At 73.6% G+C, this 17,792-nt stretch carries 18 protein-coding genes; 4 read left to right on the top strand and 14 right to left on the bottom strand.

Translation table 11 applies throughout. From position 1 onward, the window contains the following. Positions 1-68: 68 nt before the first annotated feature. The 6 genes from OG982_RS27430 to OG982_RS27405 all read right to left on the bottom strand — a co-directional run bounded on the left by OG982_RS27430 (position 69) and on the right by OG982_RS27405 (position 5,911). Complete coding sequence (locus tag OG982_RS27430; RefSeq protein WP_266782367.1) at positions 69-746, bottom strand: NADPH-dependent FMN reductase; 678 nt, start codon at positions 744-746, stop codon at positions 69-71. Positions 747-858: 112 nt separating this feature from the next. Then, the gene (locus tag OG982_RS27425; RefSeq protein ID WP_266782369.1) at positions 859-1,473 is read right to left on the bottom strand and encodes a hypothetical protein; all 615 of its coding nucleotides are present in this window, start codon (positions 1,471-1,473) and stop codon (positions 859-861) included. 112 nt (positions 1,474-1,585) lie between these two features. Then, positions 1,586-2,680 carry an SCO0930 family lipoprotein gene (locus OG982_RS27420; RefSeq protein ID WP_266949552.1) on the bottom strand — a complete coding sequence of 365 codons (1,095 nt, stop codon included), beginning with the start codon at positions 2,678-2,680 and terminating at the stop codon, positions 1,586-1,588. Positions 2,681-2,825: 145 nt separating this feature from the next. Beyond that, positions 2,826-4,274: an NADH-quinone oxidoreductase subunit NuoF family protein gene (locus OG982_RS27415; RefSeq protein ID WP_266782373.1), complete on the bottom strand. Its 1,449-nt coding sequence runs from the start codon at positions 4,272-4,274 to the stop codon at positions 2,826-2,828. Then, a complete protein-coding gene (locus OG982_RS27410; protein ID WP_266782375.1) occupies positions 4,271-5,488 on the bottom strand; it encodes a hypothetical protein in 1,218 nt (405 codons plus the stop codon). The genes OG982_RS27415 and OG982_RS27410 overlap by 4 nt, the downstream gene beginning before the upstream one ends. Positions 5,489-5,653: 165 nt before the next feature. After that, positions 5,654-5,911 carry a hypothetical protein gene (locus OG982_RS27405; RefSeq protein WP_266782377.1) on the bottom strand — a complete coding sequence of 86 codons (258 nt, stop codon included), beginning with the start codon at positions 5,909-5,911 and terminating at the stop codon, positions 5,654-5,656. 34 nt (positions 5,912-5,945) lie between these two features. On the opposite strand from OG982_RS27405, the gene OG982_RS27400 reads away from it, so the two are divergent. After that, positions 5,946-7,178: a CdaR family transcriptional regulator gene (locus OG982_RS27400; RefSeq protein ID WP_266791682.1), complete on the top strand. Its 1,233-nt coding sequence runs from the start codon at positions 5,946-5,948 to the stop codon at positions 7,176-7,178. A gap of 135 nt (positions 7,179-7,313) precedes the next feature. On the opposite strand, the gene OG982_RS27395 is transcribed toward OG982_RS27400, so the two are convergent. The 6 genes from OG982_RS27395 to OG982_RS27370 form a co-directional block, all read right to left on the bottom strand. Then, positions 7,314-8,102 (bottom strand): RNA polymerase sigma factor, encoded by a 789-nt coding sequence (locus tag OG982_RS27395; RefSeq protein WP_266782379.1) that lies wholly within the window; start codon positions 8,100-8,102, stop codon positions 7,314-7,316. Positions 8,103-8,309: 207 nt separating this feature from the next. After that, on the bottom strand, positions 8,310-9,701 hold the full coding sequence (locus OG982_RS27390) for a DUF1996 domain-containing protein (protein WP_266949551.1): 1,392 nt from the start codon (positions 9,699-9,701) through the stop codon (positions 8,310-8,312). A gap of 9 nt (positions 9,702-9,710) precedes the next feature. Next, a complete protein-coding gene (locus OG982_RS27385) occupies positions 9,711-10,373 on the bottom strand; it encodes a DUF4142 domain-containing protein (RefSeq protein ID WP_266782383.1) in 663 nt (220 codons plus the stop codon). Positions 10,374-10,625: 252 nt separating this feature from the next. After that, positions 10,626-11,054: a universal stress protein gene (locus OG982_RS27380; protein ID WP_266782385.1), complete on the bottom strand. Its 429-nt coding sequence runs from the start codon at positions 11,052-11,054 to the stop codon at positions 10,626-10,628. A 24-nt stretch (positions 11,055-11,078) separates the two neighbouring features. Further along, complete coding sequence (locus OG982_RS27375) at positions 11,079-12,590, bottom strand: APC family permease (protein ID WP_266782387.1); 1,512 nt, start codon at positions 12,588-12,590, stop codon at positions 11,079-11,081. Between the two features lie 84 nt (positions 12,591-12,674). Then, entirely contained in the window at positions 12,675-13,268 is a 594-nt protein-coding gene (locus OG982_RS27370; RefSeq protein ID WP_266782389.1) for a histidine phosphatase family protein, read from the bottom strand. A 70-nt stretch (positions 13,269-13,338) separates the two neighbouring features. On the opposite strand from OG982_RS27370, the gene OG982_RS27365 reads away from it, so the two are divergent. The 3 genes from OG982_RS27365 to OG982_RS27355 all read left to right on the top strand — a co-directional run bounded on the left by OG982_RS27365 (position 13,339) and on the right by OG982_RS27355 (position 15,408). Beyond that, the gene (locus tag OG982_RS27365; protein WP_266782391.1) at positions 13,339-13,833 is read left to right on the top strand and encodes a hypothetical protein; all 495 of its coding nucleotides are present in this window, start codon (positions 13,339-13,341) and stop codon (positions 13,831-13,833) included. Position 13,834: 1 nt separating this feature from the next. Next, the gene (locus tag OG982_RS27360) at positions 13,835-14,458 is read left to right on the top strand and encodes a YoaK family protein (protein WP_266949550.1); all 624 of its coding nucleotides are present in this window, start codon (positions 13,835-13,837) and stop codon (positions 14,456-14,458) included. A 203-nt stretch (positions 14,459-14,661) separates the two neighbouring features. Then, positions 14,662-15,408 (top strand): RNA polymerase sigma factor, encoded by a 747-nt coding sequence (locus tag OG982_RS27355; protein WP_266949549.1) that lies wholly within the window; start codon positions 14,662-14,664, stop codon positions 15,406-15,408. Here the strand turns inward: OG982_RS27355 and OG982_RS27350 are convergent. Continuing rightward, the gene (locus tag OG982_RS27350) at positions 15,290-16,348 is read right to left on the bottom strand and encodes a MerR family transcriptional regulator (RefSeq protein WP_266949548.1); all 1,059 of its coding nucleotides are present in this window, start codon (positions 16,346-16,348) and stop codon (positions 15,290-15,292) included. The genes OG982_RS27355 and OG982_RS27350 overlap by 119 nt on opposite strands. Before the next feature lie 65 nt (positions 16,349-16,413). Continuing rightward, positions 16,414-17,790 carry a deoxyribodipyrimidine photo-lyase gene (locus OG982_RS27345; RefSeq protein WP_266949547.1) on the bottom strand — a complete coding sequence of 459 codons (1,377 nt, stop codon included), beginning with the start codon at positions 17,788-17,790 and terminating at the stop codon, positions 16,414-16,416. Positions 17,791-17,792 lie beyond the last annotated feature (2 nt).

The raw sequence follows: 17,792 nt of genomic DNA, 5'->3' as shown, positions 1-17,792 counted from the left end.
GGGTGTCTCCCATCGTCCCTCGACTCCACTGGACCGGCAGCCTCGCGGCCGCACCGGACGGCGGCGGCTCAGCCCTCTGCGCGCTGGGTGACGGCGGCGCTGCTCTCGTCGCCGAGGAACTCGTACCAGCGCCGCTGGAGGGAGAGGTAGCGGACGTCGGCCTCGGCGAGGGCGAGGAAGGAGTCGACGGTGGCGGCGAGCCGCTCGCGCAGGCCCTCGTCCGTCAGTTCGCCGTCGGCGCCGAAGGCGGAGTGCGCCATGGCGAGGCTGAACATGTCGGGGTAGACGCGTGCGCCGAGGTGTTCGAGGGGGACGCGCAGCGCCCACAGGCCCCGGTTGCCGCCGACCATCGACGGCGAGGCCGATACGAGGAGGGTCTGCTTGTCCTTGAACGGCTGGGGCCGGAACCGGGAGACCCAGTCGATGGCGTTCTTGAGGACGCCGGGCAGCGAGGCGTTGTACTCGGGCGAGGCGATGACCAGGGCCTGGGCCGCCAGGAGCCGGTCTCGCAGGGCGCCCGCGCCCGGCGGCTGGCCCTGATCCGCCTCGGTGTCGCCGTCGTACACGGGCATCTCGAAGTCCCGGATCCGGGCGAGGTCCACCCGGGCGCCGGAGCGCTCGACCTGCCCCGCGACGAGCGCGGCCAGCCGGGCGTTCACGGAGCCTTCGCGGGAGGATCCCGCCAGGACGAGCACGCGCAGGGGGTCCTGGGCGTGGGTCGCGTTCGCATCGGTCGCGTCGGTCACGTCCGGACCGTACGGCACCGGCCGCCGCGCGCGGGGCCCGGCGGCCGGGCCGCACGCGCGGTGTCACCCCAACGGTCGCGCGGGGCCGGCCGCCGGGCCGTACGGCGGCGCGCTACGAGGAGCCGCCGCCGGCTTCGTGACCGCCGTGGGGGGAGCCGGAGTGGGGGGAGCCGGCGTCAGGGTTGCCGGCCTCAGGCGTGCCCGACTCGGGGCTGCCCGACTCGGGAGTACCGGCCTGCGGAGTACCGGCCTCGGGGGTACCGGCCTCGGACGCGCCCGAGTGGGAGGAGCCGGAGTGGGAGGTGCCGGTCTCCACGGTTCCGCCGAGCCGCTCCTTCAGGGGCGCCAAGGCGTCGGCCGAGGCGGCGACCACGACCCAGCGGTTGCCCACGAGGTAGGTGCCGCCGTAGTTCCTGGACTCGTCCAGCCAGGCCTTCTGCCCCTGGTCGGCGGCGAAGGTGAGCATCCGGTACGCGTCCTCCCCCGCCCCGCACGCCCCCTCGCGCAGCTCCTCCGCGTCGACCATGATCTCGGCCGTGCAGCCGAGGGCGGTGGCGATGTCCTGGAGCGAGGCGGGGCGGGCGGTGGAGGTGGGGGCGGGGGCGCCCGCCTCGGCCCGGTGTGCCGCGGTGTGCTGCCCGGCGCATCCGCCGCACAGCAGGGACGCGAACATCACGGCGACACAGGGCAGCACGTGGCGGGCGGTGACGCGGGGTGAAATCGGCACTTCTCCCTCACAGGGGTCCGGGACGGGTTCGCGGGTGGGGGGACGGGGCGGGGGCGGACGCACGGGTCTCACACCGTTTCGGGAGCGGCTCGGGTCGGGCCGGGGCCTCGCACTACCCGCCCGCCGGGACCTTCTTGCCGCCGTCGGTGACCGCGAACCAGAGGCCCTGCTTGTTGTGCCCGTTCGTCTGCCCGGGTTCGGTGTCCCCGGTGAAGAGGTAGACGGGCCAGCAGTCGATGGTCAATTGCATCGATCCGTCGGGCCGCTTCACCGAGCCGACCAGTGCGGAGGGAATTCCGGACGCCTTCGTCTTGTCCACCGGCGCGGCCGGCTTCCAGGTGTCCAGGCAGGCTCCCAGGCAACCGAACTTCATCGGCCAGGCGCTGTCCTTGTCGAATCGGTAGAGCGTGCGCCCCTTGGCGTCCACGAGAATCTTCCCGAGTTTCTCATTGACCACCATGGACAGTTCCGCGCCCGCCTTTCCGGTCTTGTCCCCCATTCCGGCATGGCTGTCCGTCTTGGGTTTCTCGGCGCCGTTCTGGCCGGCCCCGTACTCGCCTTCGCCGCCCTGGTCGCCGCCCTTCTGATCGCCGCCCTTCTGATCGCCGCCCTTCTGGTCGATGGCCTTCTTCCCGTCGGCCGCCAGCGCGTGCCAGGTGCCGCCGACGCCCTCGCCCTTCGCGTCACCCGCCTGGGTGTCCTTGGCGTAGCGGTAGACGGGCCAGCCGCCGAGCGTCAGCTGCTTGCTGCCGTCGGTGCGGACGACCTCGCCGATCAGGGCGGCGTCGATGCCCTCGGAGGCCGAGACGTCGGAGGCCGGAACGGCGGGCCAGGCCGCCGCGCAGTCCCCGTCGCAGTTGGACTTGGGCGGCTTGTTGGTGTCCTTGTCGAAGCGGTAGAGGGTGGCTCCGGCGTTGTCGGTGACCACGCTTCCCACCTCCGGGATGTCCCGTACCGCCAGCTGTCCGGCCGGCCCGGTCTTGCCCCCGACGGCGGAGGCCGAGCCGGCCGAGGGATTCGTGCCGGCGCCGCCGGATCCGTAATCCGCCCCGTATCCGCTGCCGGCGCCTATGGCCTTGCTGTCACTCGCCGGCAGAACGGAATTCGCGTTCTTTGCGGAACTGCTGTCACCGAGTCCGCACCCTGCCGCCAGCAGCATTACCGCGGCCACGGATCCGGCTGCCATCCCACGACGCTTGTTCTTCACGATCACTCCTTCGGGTTCCATCCGGTGCTTTCGTGTACTGCCTTATTCATAGAACCTGCGGAGCGTTTAAAATTCGGATCAAGCGGAATTTGTCAGATCGCGCCAAACGATGAACTCGGCCGGGCCGCGGCCGTTCACCGGCAGGTCATTCCTGGATACGCAGGGCGAGCGCGGGGCAGCGGCGCACCGCGCGCAGCGCCTTCGGGCGCAGCCGTCCGGGGACCGGCATGACCGCCTGCGCCGGGAATCCGTCGGCGTCCAGGCGCACGACGTCGGGCAGCAGGTCCACGCAGAGCCCGTGTCCCCTGCACAACGTCCAGTCCACGACGAGCCGTTCGGGGTTCTCGTCGGCGGGCAGCGGCAGGGCCCCGAGCACGCGCCGCCCGCAGCCGCTGCCGAGCGCGTGGTCGCGCAGCTCGTCCGGGAAGACGGCGAACGCGGACGCCACGAAGGAGGACGTGCCGTCGGGGTGGCTGCACGCGCCCCGGCCCCGTACGGAGCGCATCCGGGCCTCCACCGCCTCGAAGGCGGCCCGCCCTCCCCCGCCGACCACTTCCTCCACGGCGGTCGCGAGCGCGGGCAGGCCCCTGACGCACGGCCCGCACTGGCCGGCGGACTCGTCCGCCATCCACCGGGTCACCCGGGCCACCTCGCCGGCCGGACAGGTGTCCTCGGGCAGCGGCAGTACCGCGCCGGCCCCGAGGACCGCGTCGTACGCGGCGAGGGACTGCCGGGAGAGCAGCGCCGAGCGCGCGTCCACCGGGGTCAGCCAGCGGCCGTGGTAACCGCCGACCAGGACGCCCTGGCCGGGGCCGGATCCGCACAGCTCCAGCACGTACTCCAGCGAGGTCCCGCTCGGGATCTCGACGGCCGTGGCGCCGCCGACCGTCAGCATCAGGGTGCCGGGCTCGGCCGGCAGCCCGACCGCGTTGTAGCCCGCCGCGCCGAGCCGTGCGGCGACCGCGAGCTGCGCGTACGTCTCGGTGTTGGACAGCAGGGTGGGCAGTCCGCCCAGTCCGCGTTCGCTGGTCCGTACCTTCTGGCCGTTCGGCAGCGCGGGGCCGCCGTCCAGCCCGTTGATCATGGAGGTGCCCTCGCCCGTGACGAAGCGTTCGGGCAGCCGGGTGACCCGGAGCCGGGTGCCGACCGGGCCGCGTTCGGCGATGGCGTCGCGCACCGACCGCTCCACGTCGTCCCGGGTGACGCCGAGGACCACGTCCTCGGAGCCGAGCGCGGCGCCGGCCAGCAGGGCGCCGTCGATCACCAGGTGCGGGACGTGCAGCAGCAGCGCGGTGTCCTTGAGGCAGCTCGGTTCGCCCTCGCTGCCGTTGACTACGACGGCGGAACGACCCTCCTTGGCCCGCGCGGACCGGATGACGGCCCGCATCTTGCGGGCGAAGGGGAAGCCCGCGCCGCCGCGGCCCCTCAGGTCGATGGCCTCGGCGAGCTCCACGAGGTCCTCGGAGCGGTACTGGGGCAGCGCGCCGTGCACGGTCAGGTGGCCCACGCGGTCGAGCCGCGAGGCGGTGTCGAGGCCCGCCAGCAGTCTCGGCTGCCCCACGCAGCCGAGCGCCGGCGACGTCACGCCCGTCACTGACGCCCCCGCAGCCCGTCGAGCTGCTCACCGGGCAGCCCGTCCGGGGCGGGCCCCCGCATGCTGGGGATGAACACGGGGGAGGAGTAGCGCCCGACGGCCTCGGCGGTGAAGGCCGCCCGGGCGGCGGGCTGTTCGGCGGACCGAAACGTGGGCAGGACCGGCTGCGGGACCGTCTGGTCGAAGGTCTGCTCGAAGGGCTGTTCAAAGGGCTGCTCGTACGGCTGGTTCACCGCCTGGACCTGCACGGCCGGCTCGTACGAGGGATCGTAGGCGGGCCGGAACGGAGGCGGGTCCTGCCGCTCCGGCTCGTCCGCGGGCCGCCACTCCAGCTGCTCCGCCAGCCTGGTCGTCAGCCGCTCCCCGGACTGCTCCGCCGGCTGCCGTACGAACGGCCGCGGCGTCCGGGGCGGCGCCTGGCCCCCCGGCGCCTGGGGAGCGGCCGGCTGCTGGGCGGCTCCCGGACGGGCGGGCATGGCCCGCAGCCTGGCCCGCAGGCGGATGGCGAGGACGGCTGCCACGCCGGCCAGGCACAGGCCGTACATCACGGTCACCCAGGGGCTCGCGGCACGGCCGGCCTTGAGCCCGTGCACGAGCGAGGCGCCCCACGCCGGGTACGCGCCCATGTGCAGGGCGCGCCACCACATGGAGCGGCCCTTGGTCGCGAACGCGCTGCGGACGGCTCCGGAGACAGCGACCGCGACGAAGAGGTAGCCGGCGAGGGTGCCGAGCCCGATGAGGACGGGCTTGTCCCGGTCCGCGAGGGGCAGGAATATGGACGCGGCCCCCGTGTGGGATTCGGCCACCTTGACCCAGATGTGCAGGGCGAGGAAACCGAGTCCGGAGACGGCGAGTCCGCGGTGCGCCCCCTGGGCGACCAGCCGGTGACCCGACGTCAGCACCTTGCGGTCGGTGGCCGCCAGGCCCCACAGGACGGCGGAGGTCAGCGAGACGAGCGAGAGCACGCCCGCGCCGTAGTCGAGGAAGTCCCACAACCGGGTCAGGGCGCCCGCGCGCGCCGCCACGGCCAGCGACAACAGGGCGGCGAGCGCACCGAGGGCGAGCGCGGCGGGGCGCGGGCCACCGCCCGGGGACAGCAGGGGAGGCCGCCGGAGCGCCCGTCGTCCGGCGGCCGCGGCGGGTGCCGCGCCAGCATGGCGTCTCGTCCGGCGGGCCCGATGTGGGCGCGGCGTACGGGTCAGGGGCAAGGGCATCGAGTTCTCCCATACGCCCGGGCCCGAGCACTCCACCTCGCGCTCGGCGCCCGGGGGTAGTCGTCGGAACTGCTCCGCGGCGGGCGGGAGATGCTGCTCGCCGACCGGGGAGCGGGGGGCCGGAGTGCAGAAGCATCGTGGAGGTTCGCAATGCCTCCACAGTATTTATCGAATCGTGACAACTTCTGGCTCGCGCGGCATCATCAACCCCAGCACCCCCGGAAGATTCCGTTCCAGCGGTGCGGTTGCGACGTGGTTGACGCCTCGTCCGCCGCCACACCTCCCCGACGGCAAAATCGAGGCAAAGTCGCGGGACTGCAAGTGGATGACACGCTCCTGGAAGGAGTAGAGGTGCTCGACCACCCCGCCGGCGAAGGTGCCGACGGGCAAGGAGACGGCCTCGAACGGCTTGTCACCTTCCAAGGGGCAGGTCAACCCCGGCATGAACGAGGTAACAATGTGCGAACTTCTGAACCGCATCTGGTCCCGTCCCCGCGGGGAATGGACCCGGGTCCTGCGAAAGGAGCTGCCCGCGCTCGCCGCCGGGATAGTGGAGGAGCTCCGTGAGGGGATCCCCGGATTCTCCGAGTTGCTGGACGACATCGACGACGAGGTGGCCAGGGAGCAGGTCGAGGCGAGCCTGCTGACCGTCCTCGGGTACAACGAGTGCGCGACGCCGCGGCAGCAGGACCCGCACGCCGAGCACGACCGGGCCCCGGAACACGAGCGGGCCCCGGAGCAGGGCGCGGTCCCGCCCGAGCACGACGTGCTCGACGCGAGCCCCGGAATCCCACGGCCTCGCGCCCCTCACGCAGACTCCCACTCCGATCCGCGCCGACGGGCGCACCCCGCTCCCCTGAAGGTCGTCCCCCCTGAGGGGCTCGGCACGGCGCCCGAACGCGCCCGCCGTGAGCTCTTCGCCGCCCTTACGGGTGACATGAACATGTCCGAGATTCAACTTGTCGAACTCTCCCGGGCCGCCGGCTGGCCCCTCCCCTCCGAAGTACGGGTCGTCGCCCTCGCCTCCCCCGGCGAGACCCAGCAGCTGGCGGCCCTGCTGGACGACGCCCTCGCCGGCATGGTCGGCGCCCAGCCCTGCCTGCTCGTCCCGAGCCCCGATCCGGAGGCCCGTACCGCCCTGGAGGCCGCGCTGCGCGGGCGGTTCGCCGCCGTCGGCCACACCGTCCCGCTCCGGGACACCGCCTCCTCGCTGCGCTGGGCGCTGCGGCTGCTCTCCCTGACCCCGGCCCGCTCCGGCATGGAGGCGCGGGCCATCTTCGTGGACGACCACCTCTCGACACTGTTGCTGCTCCAGGACGAACCCCTGGCGCACGCCCTCGCCGCCCGCTGGCTGCGGCCGCTGGCGGACCTGACGCCGCGCCAGAGCGAGCGGCTCGAAGTGACCCTCCTCGCCTGGCTGGAGGGCGGTGGCGCGCCCGAGGCGGCGAAGGCGCTGAGCGTGCACCCGCAGACCGTGCGCTACCGCATGCGCCAGCTGGAGAAGCTCTTCGGCCCCGGACTGCGGGACCCGCGCACCCGCTTCGAACTGGAGATGGCGCTGCGCAGCCGCCGTCTCATCGCCCAAGTACGGCGCCAGCACTCCCGGGTGACCCGCAGGGCGCGCGCCGTGACGGCCGACTTCCGGCCCCAGGTGGGTGTGGGGCGCATGGCCCGCGTCAACGGCCTGTGACGGTCAACGGCCCGCGGCACGGCCCGTAAAGACAACGACCGGCGGCCCCGGTCCCTCCCCGTCGAACGGCGGGAGGGACCGGGGCCGCCGTGTGTGTTCCGAGCGGGACGGCCGCGCGCGTCCGGGCCCGTGCGCCTAACGGTCCGCGAGTACCGCGCAGGCTCCCGTGCGCAGGACCGCGTCGAGGTCGAGCAGCTCGGCGTACGCCCGCGCGCAGGACCCGCAGGACGCCAGATGCCGGGCGAGGCCGCGTGCCCCCGGCACCCCGCGGCGCCGGACGGCCGCCCCGAGCACGCCGCTGTAGTGGCGGCACCGGTCATCGGTCGCCGCCTCCAGATGGGCGCTCAGGTACGCCTCGCGCAGCCCCTCACGGGCGCGGAAGGCCAGCGAGGAGACGGCGCTCGGGGTGATGCCCAGCAGCAGCGGAACGTGGTGCGGGCAGTCGTCCTCCACGAGCGTGTGCCACAGCACGGCCTTCCAGCGCTCCGGCAGGGTGTGGAAGGAGCGGGCGACGAGCCGGCGGTCCTCGCTGTCCAGCAGCTCGCGCTGCGGGTCGCCGCCGGCCGGACGGGGCCGGCACCACGCCTCGACGTCGGGGGTCAGGACGGTGCGGCCGTCGCCCGCCCGCCACTCGACGGCCGTGTGGCGCACCACCGTCAGGAGGTAAGGACGCCAGCCGTCCCGGGGTCCCGCGCCGGACCGGACGGCCTGGAAGGTCCTCATGAAGGCCTCGGAGACGAGGTCCTCCGCGTCCTGCGGAACCCGGCAGCAGGCGCGCGCGCAGGCGAGGACGGCGGCGCGGTGGCGCCGGTACAGGAGGTCGCAGACGGTCTGGTCCACCGCACCGGCCGCGAAGGACCGCCTGAGTCTGCGGGTGAGGTACTGGTCGGACGGACCGGCCGTGACGTGACGAGAGCCGGACATGACACTCCTCGTGTGGTTCGAGGGCCCGCGGGCCCCTTCGGCGCGGAAACGCGTACGCGGTGCCGGCCCGAAGTCGGCTTCGGGCCGGCACCGCTCTCGGTGCGACGCTGGGGAGGGTGGGAGGGGGCGCGCCGCCCGAGGTTCCGGGGCGGGCCGACCGGTCAGGAGGCCGGCCCGTCAAGGTTCGGGGGGCGACCCGTCAGGGGGTCACCTGCACGCGCGGCCGCCGTTGATGCAGCCCACCGCGTTGGCCATCAGGCGGTCCGACATGACGTTGATGAAGTCGCCGTGGTCGGTCACCGGCTTGTGCAGCTGCTCGGGGAAGCTGTCCACGGCGAACTTGGAGCCGGCCGGCACCGAGTAGACGATCCGCTGCACCAGCTGCGGGATGGCCTTGAAGCCGTTCGGGCAGCTGCCGTTGCCGTTGGCGAAGGCCACGTGGGTGCGGTGGTTGGCGCTGTCGACGTTCTTGCCGTCCCAGCAGCTCTGGAACTTGAAGGTGCGCACCACGTCGCTGCCCTTGGGGCACACCGGGTACTTGTCCTTCAACTGGCGGTTCTCGAATCCGGTGCAGCTCCAGGAGGCGTTGGCGTTGCCCGGCCCGTTGGTGAAGGCCTTGGCGTCACCGGTGATGATCCGCAGGAACCGCGGCATGGCCGTGACCCGGCTGTTCGGGCTGCCCTTGAAGTCGATCGTCACCTGCTTCGGCTTCAGGATCGTGCCGATGTTGGCGTCCTGGCCGCCGCCGGGTGCGTTGACGTCCTTCTCGGCGCGGCCGTCGCGCAGGCGCAGCACGGGCCAGTAGTAAGTGGACTGGTCGCCGTTGGTGCAGGTGGTGCCGGAGGCGGCGAGGCTCTTGTTGGTGGAGAAGGCGTCGGTGGTCTTGTTGCCGACGTAGTCGTGCATGTGGTGGGCGCCGTTGCTCACTCCGGGGGCCACGATCACGTTGTCCGGGTTGAAGTGGTTGTTCTCGTTGCGGCCGCACTGGACTGAGAACGAACCGGTGGACGCGCCGGCCCGGTTGCCGGGTGTCTTCACATTGGGGCGTATGGAGGAAATGGAGACGAAGTCGCTGCGCGCCGGGCCGCCCTTGGCCTGGGCGGTCTGCTGTGACTGCGGGGCGGCGTTCTTCGCGTTGGCGTTCCCGCCCGGGGCCTCGTCCGCGGGATCGGCGGCCGCGGCCTGCTTCATCGTGCAGGCACTGAGCGAATCCAGGCCGTTGGGGCGCTCGGCGGCCTTCCCTATCGAGTCGGAGAGGCGGTTGATGGTCTGGCCCCGCTTCTGCTTCAGCTCGCCGAGCAGGGCGTCGCCGCGGGCCTTGCCCGTGGACAGCCGCTGGTAGGCGTCGGCGATCTGGGTGTCGAGCTGGGCGAGGTTCTCGTCCACGTCGCCCCGCGCCGCGTCGGGAACGGTGCGCAGCTGGTCGCCCACGTCGGGGCAGTCGATGGTCGCGGTCACCGGGGCGTTGCGGGATCCCTGCCCCGCGGAGGCGCCCTGGGCGATGATCACGACCCCGCCGCCGCCCAGTACGAGGGCGGACACCACGGCGATGGCCTTGTGTGCGGGCTTGAGGCGGCGTTTATGGCCCTTTTGGCTCATGCGATCACTTCACTTCGTCGGTCGGGAAGGGGAGGGGGCCGGGGAGGCGTCCGCGAGGCCGTCGAAATCGACCAGTCCGCTGTCCTCCAGGACCGTGATGTGGTCCAGGACGGTGGTGTTGGCGTCGTTGGCCAGGGCCCGCACCATGGAGTTGCGTGTCTGCGCCCGGATTTGGGCCACCAGCGTGAAGACCTTGCCGTGGGCCCGGCGCAGCAGCTGGACGAAGAGCCGTTCGTACTGGGCTCCCTGGGCCTGGTCCATCTGGCGGAGCCAGTCCTGCTGTTGGTCGGTGGGCTGGTTGGGCAGATCGACGCCGAGGGCCTGGCCCACTTCGATGACCCGCCGGTCCAGTTCGGTATGACCCTCGATCAGGTGCTGCCCGGCGGTACGCACCGTGGGGCGCGTCCCGCGCTGCAGGGCCTGACGTCCTGCGGGCAGTTCCCAGAGTCCGGCGAGCCTCACCTTGCGGATGAAGTCCCGGTCCTGGGCTGTCAGGGGCCCGAAGGCCGTGCTGATGGTCCCGGCGCCGTCGTCCGTACCGGCCGGGGCCGTTGCGGCGGCGGCGGTCGTTCCGCCGAATTTCTGCACGGGGATCAGCAACGCGATCAGCGTGAAGGCGAGGGCACCGATGACGATGCCCGTGCCGATCACATGTCTCGACGCGAGCGACAAGCTCCCGACGGTCGACCGGCGGATTGACAGCACTGTGCCTCCTTGGCTCCTGGGCCGGGAGGGGGCTGCGGGGTCGGAGGCTCCGACAATCGTGCCGTGTGTCCACCCGCGCTCCCGGGTGGCAAGGGACGCTAGTGCCAGTTGTGGGGGCAGTGCCGAAGCACCATCACGAACGGACAAACATCCGGGCAACACCTCGAAAGGCTGGTACGGTGCCGCCCTTGGGCCCGGTGCCGCCGTACGGGGGCTCCCCTACGGCGTGCCCGCGCCCTCCGTCGGCACGCACAGCACGGGGATCGGCGAGAGGTGCAGCAGCTTGTGCGGGGTCGAGCCCAGCAGGGCGCCCCGGATCGGGCTGTCGCCCCAGCTGCCGACGATGATGACGCGGGCACGGTGGCGCTGCGCGGCGTCGAGCAGGGCCTGGGCCGGTTTCTCGTCGACGACCTCGACCGTGGAGGGGACGCCCGCCTCGTCGGCGGCGGCGACGGCCCGCGCGAGGGCGCTGCGCCCCGCCTGGAGGACGGCCTCGCGGTGCGCCCGGTACTCCTCCCCGGCGGCGCCGGGCGCGGCCGCACCGTAGACGAGGACGAGGGGCTCGCCGAAGGCGGTGGCGACTTCGAGCGCCACGTGCAGGGCGCGTTCGGCGCCGGGCGACTCGTCGTACCCCAGGACCACGGACATCGGGGGCTCCTTACCGGGGGGTGTTCAGGACTTCCTGCCGTGGACGAGGTCCGGGTCGGCGACGCTGCGGCGCTCCAGCCAGAACCTGCCGTCCCGGACCCGCCAGAAGCACATGATCAGCACGCCGAGGACCGCGATCCCGATCCCGATGACCAGCGGCGGGCCGAGCCCGAACCAGGAGATCCCGCCGGCCGAGTTCTCCGGGTTGGACATGTCGTTGACCGACTCCACCAGCAGCCAGGTCAGCAGGCCGGCGCCGACCAGCGGCCCGAGCCCGATCAGCAGGAAGTTGTGCAGGCTCTCGAACAGGTGGCGGCGGTAGTAGATCACGCAGGCCAGGCCGGTGAGCGCGTAGTAGAAGGCGATGAGCAGGGAGAGCGCGGTCAGCGAGTCCAGGAGGGCGTTCTCGCTGATCTGGTTCACGACGAGGTACCAGGCGATGGCGATGCCGGCGACCCACCAGGTGCTCACGTCCGGGGTCCGGAACCGCGGGTGGATGTGCGCGAGCGGCGGCGGCAGCGCGTGCCGGCGGGCCATCGACAGGGCCGTGCGGGAGGCCGGGATGATGGTGGTCTGGGTGGAGGCGAGCGCGGAGGTGCAGACGGCGAGGAGCACCATCCAGTCCCAGCCGCCCATCACCTCGTGGGCGAGCACGGCGAAGATGGCCTCCTCCTCGCCCGCGTTGGCGGAGAGGTACTCGATCCCGGCGTACGCGACGACGGCGTAGCCGACGGACACGTAGGTCACCAGCAGCACCACGGTCGACCAGATGCCGGCCTTGCCCGGCGCGGTGGCGGAGTTCTCCACCTCCTCGGTGAGGTTCACCGCGGACTCCCAGCCCCAGTAGATGAACACGCCGAGCAGCAGCCCGCCGGTGAGGGCGGAGCCACCCGCGCCGAAGGGGTTGAGCCAGGTGATGGACGGTTCGATGGAGTCGAGCGTGCCGGTGTCCGCGTACACGCGGTAGAGGGCGACCACGGCGAAGGCCAGCAGGAAGAACACCTGGGCGAGGATCAGGACGTCCTGGAGGTGGGCCGACAGTTCGGTGCCGATCACGCAGATGGCGGTCATGGCCAGGATCACCACGACGGTGAGGGACTGCCGGATCCACGCGTTGGCGGCCAGGTCGTCCAGTCCGGCGGCGAGCAGCCCGAAGTGGACGGCGACGTCGGCCAGCGAGCCGATGACCAGGACGCCGGTCATCGCGATCGCCCAGCCGCCGAGCCAGCCCGCCCAGGGGCCCATGGCCCGCGTCACCCACGAGAAGGTCGTCCCGCAGTCCTGGTCGACTTTGTTGAGGTAGTAGAAGGCGGCGGCGATCAGCAGCATCGGCACGAACGACGCCAGCATCACGCCCGGCGCGTAGATCCCGGCCAGCGCCACGATCGGGCCGATGACGGCGGCCAGCGAATAGGCGGGCGAGGTGGAGTTCAGGCCGATGACGAGTGCGTCGAGGAACCCGATCGCGTTGGCCTTCAGCCCCGGGTCCGTCGCGATCGTGCTCTCCGGTCCGCCACCGGCTCCGTCGTGGGCCATGTACGCATCCTCACGCAGCCGGGGGCCGCGCGCGATTCAGGATCCGGCGGTGTGGTGACACGGTGCTCCGGGCGGCCGGGCGGCTCAGGGGTGGGTGTTCCAGCCCGCGATGACCGGGAGCCCGTGCTCGGTGGACAGCAGGCTGACCGTGCCGGTGCGCAGCAGGAACAGCCGGCCGTTCTCGGGCGCCAGCCCCAGGTAGCGGGCGGTCAGGACGCGCAGGAAGTGCCCGTGCGCCACGACGACGGCGTCGCCCCCGTCCGCGCGCAGCACCGGCGCCACCCGCGCCAGGGCCCGGTCCGCGCGGGCGCCGACCTGGGCGGCGTTCTCGCCGGGGTGCTCGGCGTCGCCGGGCGGGACGCCGTCGGTCCACAGGGACCAGTGCGGCCGGGTGCGCCGGATCTCCGCGGTGGTGATGCCCTCGTAGCCGCCGTAGTCCCACTCGCACAGGTCGGGGTCGGTGATGCCGCCGGGGAGTCCGGCGAGCCGGGCCGTGACCACGGCCCGGCGCAGCGGGCTGGTCAGAACCAGTGCCGGGTTCCGGTCCTGGAAGTAGGGAGCCAGCGAGATGGCCTCTTCTACGCCGTTCGGGGTCAGCGGCACGTCGGTGAGCCCGGTGTGGCGCCCGTTGGCGCTCCATTCCGTCTCGCCGTGCCTCACCAGCAGCAGGTCGCTCACGTTCGGACCATAAGCCCTCCGGCATGTCGCTGCCGAAGGACCCCGGACCGGCGTGTCACTGTCGGGCGTCATGGATGTGAGCACGTTCTACGCCCTGTTCGCCGCCACCTGCTTCACCCTGGTCGGGCTCTGGTGGAACGTGGTGCAGAGCCATCCGGAGTGGCTGCGCGCACCCGCCCTGCGGCGGGTGGTCGGCGGGATCTACCTGTCGTTCCTGCTGCCCGCGCTGATGGGCCTGTTCGCCCAGGTGGGTGGCACCGAGCAGCCCGGGATCTGGCGGACCGGGTTCGTCGTGGCCGCCGTCGTCGGGTGCGCGTCCACGCTGCGGCTGCTGACCCGGGAGCGCGCCGAGGGCGGCGGATCCGGCCTGGGATGGCACCGGATCGCGGTGGCCGTGCTGTACGCGCTGGTCGCGGTGGTGGGCGTGGCGCCCGAGATCGCGGACGTGGTGAACCTGCGCCCGATCCAGGCCGAGGCCCTGCTGCTGATCCTGCTGGTGGTGCTGGGGCACGCCCTGGTGTGGCGGTTCATGGCCGGCGAGGGCCGGTCCGCGGAGTCGGGCTGAGGTGGTGGCCGAGCGGGCGGAGCGGACGCGACTGGCCGCGCTGATGCTGGTGCTGACCACGGCCACGGGGATGATCGAGGCGGTCAGCCTGCTCGCCCTCGGGCCGGTGTTCACCGCGATGCAGACGGGCAACGTGCTGTACCTCGCCTTCGGGGCGGCCGTCGAGGGGAACCTGCCGGCGCTGGCGCCCGCGGTCTCGCTGGCCTCCTTCGCCGCCGGGGCGGTCTGCGCGGCCCGGCTGGAGTCCGCCACCGAGGCGCGGGGGCGGCGGTGGTTCGTCATCGGGCTGCTCGTCGAGGGCACGCTGATCCTGGCCGCGGCGGGCGCCGGCTGGGGTGTCGCGCCGCACTACGGATCCCCGACCGTCCGGCACCTGGCGGTGGCGGCGATCCTGGCGGTGGCGATGGGGTTCCGCAACGTCACCAGCATGCGGGTGAACCTTCCGGGGGTGCCGACCACGCTGGTCACCCGGTCCATGACCGCCTTCTTCGGGGTTCGGCGCTGGGACAGGACAGCGCGTTCGGGTACGGCACGACGGCGTGGGAGCTGCGGGCGCTGGCGGTGCTGGCGATGTTCACGGGCGGGCTGGCGGGGGCCCTGCTGGTGCGGACCGGGTGGCCGGTGACGTGGCTGCTGCTCGCGCCGGCCGTACTGGTCCTGGCGGTGGCCACGACGTACCTGACCCAGCCCCGCCTGTACACGGGCTCCGCCCCGCCGGACCATCCCGTGGCCCGCTGACCCGCTGACCTCCTGGCCCCCTGGCCCCCTGAACCGCTGCGCAAACGCTGCGCGTTGTCCCGGCACCCCGCGGCTCGCGACGCTCACGCCATGGACCACGCAGACCGCGCCGCGGGGCGCGAGCTACCGCATGCCCAGGGGCCGCACCCGGGGCCGGACCAGGGGCCGGCGGCCCGGGCCCTCGACCCGCGGCGCGAGGCACGGCCCGCCCCACAGCCCGACCCGCGGCGCGATCACCGCCTCGCGGCCGGGTTCGCGCACGGTGACGCGGCCTGTGTGGACGCCGTGTACCGGCGGTGGGCGCCGCTCGTGCACGCCCTCGCCTGGCGGGCGCTCGGCGACGAGCGGGAGGCCGAGGACGTCACCCAGCAGGTGTTCCTCGCGGCCTGGCGCGGCCGGCGCGGCTACCGGCCGGACGCCGCGCCGGGCGGGCTCGCCGCGTGGCTGAGCGGGATCACCCGCCACAAGGTGGCCGACGCCCTGGAGGCCCGAACCCGGCGGATCCGCGCGGCCGAGGCCGCGGCCGAGGCGGCCGCCCGCCACCTCGAAGCCCTCTCGCACCCCGGCCCCGGCCCGGACCAGGCCCTGGACCGGCTGCTGCTCCTCGGTGAGCTGGCCCGACTGCCCTCGCCGCAGCGGCGGGTGCTGTGCCTCGCCTTCTACGGGGACCTGACCCAGACCCAGATCGCGGACCGCACCGGCCTGCCGCTGGGCACCGTCAAGAGCCACATGCGGCGGGCGCTCGGCGCGCTCCGGCAGACCCTGGAGCCGGACCGGCGCCCGCCGCCGCCGCCCCCGCACCCGCACCCGCACCCGCACCCGCCAGCGCCGCGATGACGTCGAGCCCCGACCGCAACCCGTACAGCCGCCCGGTGTGCGCCGCGGGCGCGCGCCCGGTCCAGCCGGGTCCCGCCAGGAACAGGGCCGAGCGTTCGCGCGCGCCGCGCAGCCCCCACTCGATGCCCGCAACCGAGCGGGCGAGGGCGCGGTCGGCGGTGGTCCGGGACTGCGCCCACAGCACCACGGCCCGCGGGCCCGTCCGCCGCACCGCGTCGTGCAGCGCCTCGGGGGGCAGGGCCGCACCGAACATCCGTACCGGGAGGGCGTGTTCACCCAGCGCGGCGGCCAACGCCTCGATGGGCAGGCTGTGCTGCTCGTCGGGAACGCAGGCGAGCAGCACGGGCGGCACCCCCGCCGTGCGGGGCGCGGGCCGGACCCGGTGCAGCACGGAGGAGACCTGCCAGGACAGCAGGTGCTCCACCTCGACGTAACGCTCCCCCGCCGAGGCCCACTTGCGGCCGACGGCGTGCAGGGTCGGCGCGATGACCTCCTCCCAGGCGGTGACCAGCCCGTGTTCCGCAAGGGCGGTGTCGAGCAGTTCCCGCACGGCCGGTGCGTCCAGTCGTACGGCTGCCCGTGCGAGCCCTCGGCACTCCGGGCGGACCTTTCCCAGCGGGAGGCCGTCGTTCGCGGGCGGCGTCGCGGTCGCGGGCCGCCCGGCGGCGCGGGCGGCCGGTTCTCCGTCCCGCGCGACCCTCGCCGCCTCGGCCGTCGGCACGCCTTGCCCGGTGAGCCGGCACATCAGCTCCAGCCGGGCGATGTCCTCGGGGGTCCACCTGCGGTGGCGCCCGTCCTCACGCCACTGCGGGCCGATGGCGTACCGGCGCTCCCAGGAACGCAGCGTGGTGGGCGACACCCCGAGCCGGCGGGCGACGGCGCCGGTGCTCAGCGCCGCGGCGGGGGCGTCCTGCGGGGTTTCGGGCGTCCGGCGGTCCATCCGGCCCACGATAGGGCGCGGGCCGGGCGCGCGACGGTGGATCACCCGGAGGAGCGAACGCGGGCTCATTCGACCCCCCGGCCCCGCCTGAACCGCTCCAGCCCGTCGGTGAGTTGCACCAGTCGCTCCGGATAGTCGTACCGGGCGCGCTCCTCGGGCGGCAGCCGCCACGGCTCGTGGACGTACGGCGCGGCGAGCCCGGCCAGCTCCGGCACCCAGCGGTGCACGTACCGGCCGTCGGGGTCGTGGCTCAGGCTCTGGCGGACGGGGTTGAGCACCCGGTTGGGCCGGGTGTCGGTGCCCGTGCCGGCCACCCACTGCCAGTTGAGCTGGTTGTTGGCGAGGTCGCCGTCCACGAGCAGGTCCAGGAAGTGGGCGGCCCCGGTCCGCCAGTCCACGTACAGGGTCTTGGTCAGGAAACTGGCGGTGAGCAGCCGGCCCCGGTTGTGCATCCAGCCCTCGTGGCGGAGCTGGCGCATGGCCGCGTCGACCACGGGGTAGCCGGTGCGGCCCTCCTTCCAGGCCTCGGTCTCCTCCTCGGCGGCCCTGCCGGTGCGCCAGCGGTCCTGGCGGCCGCGGTAGTCGGCGCCGGCGGTCTCGGGCCGGGCGGCGAGCACCTGGTGGTGGAAGTCGCGCCAGCACAGCTGCCGGACGAAGGCGTCGGCGCCGGGGCCGCCGGCGGAGCGGGCGCGGGCGACGGCCTCGACGGGCGAGAGGGTGCCGAAGTGGAAGTGCGGGGAGAGGTGGGAGGTGGCGTCGCCGGCGAGGTCGTCGTGGGTGTCCTCGTACGCGGCGAGGCCGCCGCGCAGCCAGCGCGTCAGCATCCGGCGGGCCTCGCCCTCGCCGCCGCGGGCCAGCCCCGGGGAGGTCCCGGAGACGTCGGCGCGGGCGGGCAGCGGCTCTGAGCCGAGCCCGGCGGGCACCCTCACGGCGCGGGGCGCGGCCGCCACGGCCCGCGGGGGCAGTTCCGCCCAGCGGCGGAAGTACGGGGTGAACACGGCGAAGTGGTCGGACCCCCCGGCCGGGGTCACCGCTCCCGGGGCCACCGCCGTGACCACCATGTCGTGCACGTACAGCCGCCGGCCCTCCGCCTCCAGGGCGACGCGCAGCCGTTCCTCGCGGGCATGGGCGTACGCGCTGACCCCGGCGGCCATGTGCACCTCGTCGGCGTCGGCCTCCTGGACGAGGGCGCAGACCTCGGCGACGACGTCCCCGGAGCGCACCACCAGCCGCCCGCCGCGCTCGCGGAGCCCGGCGTCGAGGTCGGCGAGGCAGTCCGCGAGGAACGCCCGCCGGTTGGGCGCGGCGAATCCGGCGGCCTCGACGCCCCGGTCGCGGACGAACAGCGGCACGACCTGGTCGCAGGAGGACAGCGCCGCACGCAACGGCGGATGGTCGTGCAGGCGCAGGTCGGAGGTGTACAGGACCACCGCGATGTTCATGT

The sequence above is a fragment of the Streptomyces sp. NBC_01551 genome (assembly GCF_026339935.1).
GTDB lineage: Bacteria > Actinomycetota > Actinomycetes > Streptomycetales > Streptomycetaceae > Streptomyces.
Note: the sequence above shows the minus strand (reverse complement) of the source record. Positions and strands in the feature narration are given on the sequence as shown.

Excerpts from the sequence above, each read along its gene's own strand:
- OG982_RS27390 (WP_266949551.1), bottom strand. The coding sequence starts at position 9,701 with ATGAGCCAAAAGGGCCATAAACGCCGCCTCAAGCCCGCACACAAGGCC.
- OG982_RS27375 (WP_266782387.1), bottom strand. The coding sequence starts at position 12,590 with ATGGCCCACGACGGAGCCGGTGGCGGACCGGAGAGCACGATCGCGACG.
- OG982_RS27350 (WP_266949548.1), bottom strand. The coding sequence starts at position 16,348 with ATGGACCGCCGGACGCCCGAAACCCCGCAGGACGCCCCCGCCGCGGCG.
- OG982_RS27395 (WP_266782379.1), bottom strand. The coding sequence starts at position 8,102 with ATGTCCGGCTCTCGTCACGTCACGGCCGGTCCGTCCGACCAGTACCTC.
- OG982_RS27365 (WP_266782391.1), top strand. The coding sequence starts at position 13,339 with ATGGATGTGAGCACGTTCTACGCCCTGTTCGCCGCCACCTGCTTCACC.
- OG982_RS27345 (WP_266949547.1), bottom strand. The coding sequence starts at position 17,790 with ATGAACATCGCGGTGGTCCTGTACACCTCCGACCTGCGCCTGCACGAC.
- OG982_RS27400 (WP_266791682.1), top strand. The coding sequence starts at position 5,946 with ATGTGCGAACTTCTGAACCGCATCTGGTCCCGTCCCCGCGGGGAATGG.
- OG982_RS27355 (WP_266949549.1), top strand. The coding sequence starts at position 14,662 with ATGGACCACGCAGACCGCGCCGCGGGGCGCGAGCTACCGCATGCCCAG.
- OG982_RS27380 (WP_266782385.1), bottom strand. The coding sequence starts at position 11,054 with ATGTCCGTGGTCCTGGGGTACGACGAGTCGCCCGGCGCCGAACGCGCC.
- OG982_RS27410 (WP_266782375.1), bottom strand. The coding sequence starts at position 5,488 with ATGCCCTTGCCCCTGACCCGTACGCCGCGCCCACATCGGGCCCGCCGG.